The following is a 7,353-nucleotide window of genomic DNA, read 5'->3' as shown; positions in this document are numbered from 1 at the left end:
GTTGGTGACAGCTATGACAACGCTCTAGCGGAAAGCACAATCGGTCTGTTCAAAACCGAGGTCATCGATTTTATGGGGCCTTGGAAATCTGTTGGACAGATCGAATGGGAAACCCTGAAATGGGTGAACTGGTACAACAAAAAACGCCTACACAGCAAAATCGATTACATCACCCCCCATGAAGCAGAGGAGAACTTCTATGAAGCCTTGAATGCCGCTGAAAAAGCAGCTTAATATTTGAACCAACAACTCTCCGGTAAAACCGGGGCGGTTCAGTCTCGAACGGGGGTACAATTGGGTCAGTCACAAGGCTAGGCACTATCAACCCAGCTTCAAAATCGCTTTCATAAGCTTTTGAAAGGGCCTCAACAATGACAACAGTCTTAGCAACCTGAATTTGGCTTAAGTACCATGACTGCAAGGGGGTAATTTCCATGTCCGGTAAGCTACGACTCTAATTACTGGCTTATCCCACCCAAAAGCTATTTACCGAAGCCATTCTGAAGTTCTTTCGGAAAATTATCCCAGAGCAATGGCACAACTTCCGAAATCAGGTCACTGATAATTTCCGCGTCATCTCAGAACAAAATCTTCGGGTTTTGGAGTGAGCGGAGTATATCTGAACTTATTCAGGCCTGAGAGGTGGACCCCGAAGGAATTCGATTTAAGGCCCGATATATCCGCTTTTAGAAAGTAGTTCTAATGCGCGCCTGGTTGCCCCGCCATGATTTTTACAAAACTCAGATATGCGCGGATCAGATGGGGGCGCAGCAAGATGTTTCTGCCAATGGGCCAAGAGCTCGGCGCCGGTTTCAACTTTCGTTAATACACCTGCCTCTATCGCTTCGATGCCGGGATACTCAATGCCCCACATGCTTGGCCCGATGACAACGGGTTTATGCAAGCACATGGGTTCAATCACATTGTGAGAGCCTTCGTTATTGAATGTATCCCCAATGAAGGCGAAGTCACACATTGCGAAATAAAAGTAAATCTCGCCCAAAGAGTCACCAAATAGAAAGTCGCATTCTGTTGGGCCCACCCAATTCAAATCGTGATCCAAAACGTCTGAGCGGCGCGAAACCTTTAGGCCGGCTTGGTTCAGGGATTGATAACTCGCATCAAAATCTTTTGGATGGCGGGGGACATAAACAACCAACGGCGGATTTGGGCCGCCCAATAGTTTTGCCACCACTGGAATAAGGGTCTCGTCTTCGTCAAGGGCTGTGCTGGCAAGACAAATCACACGACGTTTGCCCGCGATCTTGTTTTTCGCCACCAGCCCTTGCTCGACATGGTGGTCCGGGACCGGCTGTTCAAAACGCATTTCTCCCATGACCTGAACCACATTGGCACCAAAGGTTTCAAACCGCGCTTTATGGCGTTCAGATTTCGCCAAGATCAGATTAAACCCGGTGGCAAGACGACCGCGCATGCGTAGCCATTTTTTATCTCGTGCATATGCCACATCTGGGTATTGGGCCTGAAGCATCACAAGCGGAACAGAGTGGTGATTGCTTTGTGCGATCATCTGAGGCCAGAGTTCGGTCTCAAGGACGATCCCCAATTTAGGTCGATAATGCGTAAAAAATCGCGAAAAGGCCCAACCTAAATCAAGCGGACACCAGACTTTGATCAATTGATCGTCGGTCATGGCCTGTGCGTATGCGCTGTGGGCTTCATGATTTCCGGCGGCGGACATGGTGGTTAAGATGATCCGTTCGCCGCGGGCTAGAAATGCGTCAAGCAAGGGTTTGGCCGCGCGCAATTCCCCCAATGAAGCCGCATGTATCCAGATCGCGCCTTGTTCAAATTGGCGACCCACACCAAAGCGTTCTGATAGGTTTTGCGCATAGACGGGTTCTTTGCGTCCGCGTCGTTTGAAATACAATATCCCAAGCGGCAATATCGCGTGATACAGCAGGGACCATATCACTAGAAAGGCGCGATCTATGATGGATTTGGGATATTTTTTCATGCGCCAAAGACCTGTGTTCCATACATGCGTGCCATCGCAATTGTCGGAAGATATGAATGGGACGACAGGTGATCAGGCATGACAGAGGCATCACAGATATCAAGGTTATCAAGGCCAAAAACGGAAAAATCTGCCCCGACCACACCGTCTTGTGATGTGTTCGCCATGCGATTGCTGCCAATCAAATGATAGCCAGAATAGGCACGATCTTTGACCAAAGCCCTGAGATCATCGCGTAGGTTTTCTGCTTGAAATCCCATCTTGGTCACCAAATCGCACGCGTTTTGCACGCCCTCTGTGGCGGCTGCTATGTCACGAGGGTCTGAGAAAAACCCAGGATCAACCGTTACACCATTCGGCCCCAAGGCAACGCGGCCTTCGGATTTGGGCCAAAGCTGATAGATCCCAATGGATGCGCCCTGTGTGCGTTCAAACTGAATACCTTTTTGCGCCACTTTGCTGCGATCTTGGGTGAAATGCACCAATTGCAGACGCAGGGCATCTTCATAGGGGTCGCCCGTGGCCAGGTTAAGCCCCGCAGATGCCCCAGGCCCACGTAAGACGCTGTTTTGAAGAGGAATACAGTATTTCACGCCTTCCCAAAAAGCCCGGATACCGCGTGTCTTTTGGTTCAAAGTGTCATGGCCGTCACAGGAAAAACCAATGCGAATATTGGCGTGATCTTTCAGATGTGCCCCGACCTGTGGCTGATCCAACTGCACAGAAATATCGTGTTTTTCCAGTTGATCCGCAGGGCCAATACCCGACTGCATCAACACTTTGGGTGAGCCAACAGCGCCAGATGCCAGAATAAAACGCCCGGCTTGAATGCGGCGTCCATCCTCCAGAAGTGCTGATTGCACACGGCGACCTTCAAGTTGAAGTTTTTCAACTTTTGCATGGATGATGTTTACGTTTTTCGCAGCTTTAAAACGGTCGAAATGATTGCGGCGCAGGCCCCATTTCGTGTTCACAAACAGATGGCCGGCCCCCAGGAAATCGAGATCCTGATCATGGCTATGATGTTCGCCCGCTTTGATAAATTTTTGACTTAACCCATCATACCAACTGGTAACACGAGGGGCATCCGAACGTATATCCAGCAGTGTTTTTGTGAAATCCAACCCCAGATGGGCGAAGACTTTATGATAGCGACCAATCGGGCCAGTATAGGCAACATTTCCGTTGATACGCGATGAACCACCAAGGCCACGTCCGGCCAGAACCGGCGTTTGACGGTCGTTCAATGGGGCCTGGGGTTGGCTGGCGCAGCTGTCGACAAAATGAGGGTTTCCGATGATTTTTCCAACCATCAGAGGAATGCGTTGAAAAGGGTGATTTCCGCCAGCGCGCCCCTGTTCAATCAGCAGAACCTTCTGTCCGCTTAATGCGGCCATACGGGCGATTTCAACCCCGGCACTGCCGCCGCCAAGAATTGCGATATCAGCGGTTAGGTCGGACAAATGACACCCCATCATCTTGTAGCCAATCATGCAGAGCCTCAGTCATGGCCCAATCAAAAGCGGTGTCGATATCTGCGCCCATTGGGATTTCTTGCTTATAATACAGGGTATCGGGGTGCAGAAACGCATTTGTGTCGCGCAGTTTCGATACCGATCCGGCATAAAAAGCACCATCAACAAAACCAAATTGTTGATCGCGTGCCTGGCGATAGGTTGTTTTGTCGCCTTGGATGATCGGCACACCTGTTGGGTATTCGATCACATCTTCGGGCGCCTCAAATGGTTCGGTGCAGGATGCCACGCTGTTTGTTTGTGACAGGCCCGCCAAAAGCCCGGCCAAATCTGCCTGTAAGCGCAGCGGTGTTGTGGGTTGCAGCAAGATGTATTGATCGGCCTCTTGTGCGGCATCCAAAACGACGCCCGCCATGCCCGCAACATCTGACGCGAGATCCGGGTCACGGTCGCGAAATGTAACTTGGGTCGCGTATTTTTCGTGAACCAAGGCGCAGATCTCAGGGTCATCAGACGATGCAATTACCTGGGCATTGGGAATGCGATCTTGCAGCCAAACCCCGGAGGCCAAGCTCCAGTCCACCAGGGGGAAGCCGCGAAACAAACGTGTATTTTTGCCCGGGAGACCCTTGGACCCCTTCCGGGCTGGAATTACAATACAAGTCGTCATTTACGGATCAAAGCAGCCAGTTCTTGACCAAGCTGTTCATAGGCACTGATTTCAATACCCAGCATGACGGGAATGGCGATCTGTTCCAGCAGCAAGGCTTGGGTGTCAACGGCGGCTTGGGTTTTGATGTCGAAATCAAACTGTTCCCAATAGAACGAACAATGCCATTCCATCGCGTCTGGCAGGTTCTTCGTGCCAAAGCCTGTTTGTGTCAGGTGATCAATCACCGCTTGGCGCAGATCATCATCTTTGGTGCCGAAGATGAATGTATCATGGGTGGGTTCCGCACCCTCGGGGATGTCCCGTGGATAAGCGCGGCCATCCAACACATCTGACAGCCCTTTTTCCAGGGCCATATAGCGTTTTTTGGTTTCTTCCCAGATGCGATCAAGCTTTGACAATTGGACTTTGCCGACCACAGCGTTCAATTCGCTCATCCGGCAGTTATAGCCCGGCATCGCAGCGCGATCGCGTCCACGGGGGCGATCGGGAAGGTTCATGTGACCGTGGTCATGATAATGGCGCGCAGTGTCCGCATCGTCTTGACCCTTCGCAATAACAAGACCACCTTCACCGGTGGTGATCATCTTGCCGTAATCAAGGCTGAACACCCCAAAATCGCCAACAGCGCCTACGAATTGACCTTTGTATTTGGCACCAACCGCTTCACAGGCGTCTTCAAGCACGGGAATGCCATGGGCCTTTGCGATCGCGTTGATTTCATCCATTTTCGCAGGCACGCCCAACATATGCACCGGCATGATACATGTGGTTTTTGGCGTGATCAGCCCTTCAAGTTGGGCTGGATCCATATTCAAAGTGGCATCTGATCCGGCAATCACTGGGGTCGCGCCGCAATCAACGATGGCTTCAAGACCTGCAACAAAGTTAAAGCATTGGGTGATAACTTCGTCGCCAGCTTTCACGCCCATCGCCTTAAGGGCAACTTTGATCGCCGCGGTGCCCGATGACACACAAAGCGCATTGCCCAAATCCATATGTTCGCAAAATTGCGCTTCAAGTTCGCGCACATGGTAAGCCTTGCGCATACTCGTAAAACCATGAGCAAAGAAAACCCCACCTTCGTCCATCAAGGCATTAAGAGCTGCGCGCTCTTCTTCGCCAATCCACTCAAAACCTGGCATTACTTGTTTCTCCCCTCGTCAAGGGGGGCACCCCCAGAGACATTATGTTTTCATAACCATGCAATTGCATAGAACTACAGAAGTTCCACAATAACTTCAACGTCACTTGGACAAGGAGTTATAGCCGAAAGTTGGTGACGGCCCAGATGGGCGGCATATCATGGCGTTGTTAGGACGCCGCAATTCTCATTGAGAAAAGGATATGCCACATGACCAACAATACAGTAATCGACTTTGAAAAACCAAGCGATTTTTCACCTGATCCGCTGACGGATCTTCTTTGTGCGGGTGCGCAGGAACTTCTGGCGACTGCGGTGCGAGCGGAGGTATCGGAGTTTATAAAGGGGCACGCGCACCTTTTGGATGATGAAGGTCGCCAGCGTTTGGTGCGCCACGGGTTTCTGCCGGAACGCGAAGTAATGACAGGGATCGGCAAGGTCACGGTCCAAGTTCCTCGGGTACGCGACCGTGGATCAAACGCGGATGGTGTGAAGATCCGATTCAATTCTTCGCTTGTGCCGCCGTATTTGCGCAAGGCCAAATCTGTGGAAGAGCTTCTGCCTTGGCTTTATCTCAAAGGCATCTCGACGGGAGACTTCAGCGAGGCGCTGGCATCCCTTGTAGGGCCGGACGCCGATGGATTGTCGGCCTCGACGATCACGCGACTGAAATCGACTTGGTGGGACGAGTATGAAGCGTGGCGCAAGCGCGACCTGTCAGGAAAGCGCTACGTCTACATCTGGGCCGATGGTGTCTACTTCAATCCGCGCTTGGATGATGATCGTCAATGTATGTTGGTTATTATTGGCGCGGATGAGTATGGGAACAAGGATGTTCTTGGCATCATGGACGGGTTCCGCGAGAACGCGGATAGCTGGCGAGACCTTCTTGGGAGCCTGAAGAAAAGAGGGTTAACGATTGCGCCTGATCTGGCCTGTGGGGATGGTGCTATGGGTTTTTGGACCGCACGGCGGGACGTGTAGCCGACGACGAAAGAACAACGCTGTTGGGTTCACAAGATGGCCAATATCACCGGCGCAATGCCCAAGCCAATGCATGAAAAGGCCAAGGCAGGGTTGCAAGACATATGGATGGCAGCGACGAAGAAAGAGGCCATCGTGGCCTTTGATCTGTTCGTAAAAACCTACGGCGTCAAATACGAGCGGGCGGTCAAAAAGTTGACCAAGGATCGCGACGTGCTGCTGACATTCTACGACTTCCCAGCCGAACACTGGAAGCACATCCGTACGACAAGCCCGATTGAAAGCGTCTTTGCCACAGTCCGCAATCGGACACGCAAAACCAAGGGCTGCCTGAGCCGCAAAACCGCCCTCGCCATGGTCTTCAAGCTGATGATGTCAGCCAAGAAGAAATGGCGAAAGCTCAGCGGCACAAACCGACTGCCCGAAGTCATTCGAGGGGTTGAGTTCAAGGACGGGATCAAGCAACTTCAAAACGCCGCCTGATCAGGCCGTCACCAACTTTTGGGCATAGCTCCATCACTTAGCTTTTCATGACTGCGTGACGTAACCAAGCGAGGCAATGACACTATGTCTGCGCTTAATTCGCCACCTACTTCAAAGCTTATATCTCTATCCAACCAAACACGAAGGCTGCTGTCATATTGCAGAATTTCTTGCAGTATCTCTAGCGCATCCTAGCAAAGGCTTTCACTCTTGTTCTAAAACTTTTTAGCAGTAGTGGTCTTGTCCCGCTTACGTTCCGGTCTCTGAACTCATTTATGCGGCCTTTCGCTCAAAAGCCAAGGGACTTTTCCCGCCAAGCGATGAGTGGCGACGGCGCGGGTTATTGAACCGCCCCGGTTTTACCGGAGAGTTGTTGGTTCAAATATTAAGCTGCTTTTTCAGCGGCATTCAAGGCTTCATAGAAGTTCTCCTCTGCTTCATGGGGGGTGATGTAATCGATTTTGCTGTGTAGGCGTTTTTTGTTGTACCAGTTCACCCATTTCAGGGTTTCCCATTCGATCTGTCCAACAGATTTCCAAGGCCCCATAAAATCGATGACCTCGGTTTTGAACAGACCGATTGTGCTTTCCGCTAGAGCGTTGTCATAGCTGTCACCAAC

6 protein-coding genes and 1 pseudogene are annotated in these 7,353 nt (G+C 51.2%); 2 read left to right on the top strand and 5 right to left on the bottom strand.

What is annotated here, in order from left to right; translation table 11 throughout:
- Positions 1-234, top strand: a 234-nt coding sequence (locus RJ38_RS05860) for an integrase core domain-containing protein (RefSeq protein ID WP_039017799.1), incomplete at its 5' end; no start/stop codon positions are given.
- 430 nt (positions 235-664) lie between these two features.
- Here the strand turns inward: RJ38_RS05860 and RJ38_RS05855 are convergent.
- From RJ38_RS05855 to RJ38_RS05840, 4 genes are read right to left on the bottom strand one after another with little or no spacing between them, the layout of a single operon-like run.
- On the bottom strand, positions 665-1,978 hold the full coding sequence (locus tag RJ38_RS05855) for a 3-deoxy-D-manno-octulosonic acid transferase (RefSeq protein WP_039017961.1): 1,314 nt from the start codon (positions 1,976-1,978) through the stop codon (positions 665-667).
- Entirely contained in the window at positions 1,975-3,471 is a 1,497-nt protein-coding gene (locus RJ38_RS05850; RefSeq protein ID WP_039017960.1) for a GMC family oxidoreductase, read from the bottom strand. Before RJ38_RS05850 ends, RJ38_RS05855 begins: the two co-directional genes overlap by 4 nt.
- Complete coding sequence (locus RJ38_RS18035) at positions 3,422-4,123, bottom strand: acylneuraminate cytidylyltransferase family protein (RefSeq protein WP_052245221.1); 702 nt, start codon at positions 4,121-4,123, stop codon at positions 3,422-3,424. The genes RJ38_RS05850 and RJ38_RS18035 overlap by 50 nt, the downstream gene beginning before the upstream one ends.
- Positions 4,120-5,268, bottom strand: coding sequence for a DegT/DnrJ/EryC1/StrS family aminotransferase (locus RJ38_RS05840; RefSeq protein ID WP_039017959.1), 1,149 nt, complete (start codon positions 5,266-5,268; stop codon positions 4,120-4,122). The genes RJ38_RS18035 and RJ38_RS05840 overlap by 4 nt, the downstream gene beginning before the upstream one ends.
- Before the next feature lie 209 nt (positions 5,269-5,477).
- Between RJ38_RS05840 and RJ38_RS05835 the strand changes: the two are divergent.
- Positions 5,478-6,734, top strand: a pseudogene (locus RJ38_RS05835) (IS256 family transposase).
- Between the two features lie 385 nt (positions 6,735-7,119).
- On the opposite strand, the gene RJ38_RS05830 reads toward RJ38_RS05835, so the two are convergent.
- The coding region (locus tag RJ38_RS05830) for an integrase core domain-containing protein (RefSeq protein WP_039017799.1) at positions 7,120-7,353 on the bottom strand (234 nt) is incomplete at its 5' end.

Origin of the sequence: Halocynthiibacter namhaensis, from assembly GCF_000812685.1 — a bacterium.
Taxonomy (GTDB): Bacteria; Pseudomonadota; Alphaproteobacteria; order Rhodobacterales; family Rhodobacteraceae; genus Halocynthiibacter; species Halocynthiibacter namhaensis.
This window is presented reverse-complemented; position numbering and strand designations above follow the sequence as displayed.

What these genes read in the sequence shown, in the direction of transcription:
- RJ38_RS05855 (WP_039017961.1), bottom strand. Translation starts at nt 1,978, where the DNA reads ATGAAAAAATATCCCAAATCCATCATAGATCGCGCCTTTCTAGTGATA.
- RJ38_RS05850 (WP_039017960.1), bottom strand. Translation starts at nt 3,471, where the DNA reads ATGATTGGCTACAAGATGATGGGGTGTCATTTGTCCGACCTAACCGCT.
- RJ38_RS18035 (WP_052245221.1), bottom strand. Translation starts at nt 4,123, where the DNA reads ATGACGACTTGTATTGTAATTCCAGCCCGGAAGGGGTCCAAGGGTCTC.
- RJ38_RS05840 (WP_039017959.1), bottom strand. Translation starts at nt 5,268, where the DNA reads ATGCCAGGTTTTGAGTGGATTGGCGAAGAAGAGCGCGCAGCTCTTAAT.